The sequence below is a fragment of the Pseudomonas syringae group sp. 26L6 genome, assembly GCF_032587815.1.
In the GTDB taxonomy this organism is placed as follows: Bacteria; Pseudomonadota; Gammaproteobacteria; order Pseudomonadales; family Pseudomonadaceae; genus Aquipseudomonas; species Aquipseudomonas amygdali.
In genome coordinates this window covers 1-512 of the sequence record NZ_JAWHPJ010000006.1, presented here as the reverse complement: position 1 = coordinate 512, position 512 = coordinate 1, and the positions used below count along the sequence as shown (strand labels likewise).

The following is a 512-nucleotide window of genomic DNA, read 5'->3' as shown; positions in this document are numbered from 1 at the left end:
AGGTGGGAGCCAGCGAGGCCACTCTGCTGAACATGCTGAACATCTCCCCCTTCTCCTTCGGGCTGATCATCCAGCAGGTGTTTGACAACGGCAGCATTTATAACCCTGAAGTGCTCGACATCACAGAGCAGGCCCTGCACTCTCGCTTTCTGGAGGGTGTCCGCAACGTGGCCAGTGTGTGTCTGCAGATCGGGTACCCAACTGTTGCCTCGGTGCCACACTCCATCATCAATGGGTACAAGCGCGTCCTGGCATTGTCTGTGGAGACTGAGTACACCTTCCCACTTACTGAAAAGGTCAAGGCCTTCCTGGCTGATCCATCTGCATTTGCGGCTGCTGCCCCTGCAGCTGCTGCCACCACTGCTGCCCCTGCGGCTGCTGCAGCCCCTGCCAAAGCTGAAGCAAAGGAAGAGTCGGAGGAATCAGATGAGGATATGGGATTCGGTCTCTTCGACTAATCCCGCCAAAGCAACCAAGTCAGCCTGCTTAATTTGAGAAAGATGGAAATAAAG

Annotated in this window: 1 protein-coding gene; it reads left to right on the top strand. The window is 55.3% G+C overall.

All coding sequences use genetic code 11. The annotated features are described in order from the left end of the window. Positions 1 to 458, top strand: a 458-nt coding sequence (locus tag RYA97_RS02585) for a hypothetical protein (protein WP_316891833.1), incomplete at its 5' end; no start/stop codon positions are given. Between the last annotated feature and the right edge of the window lie 54 nt (positions 459 to 512).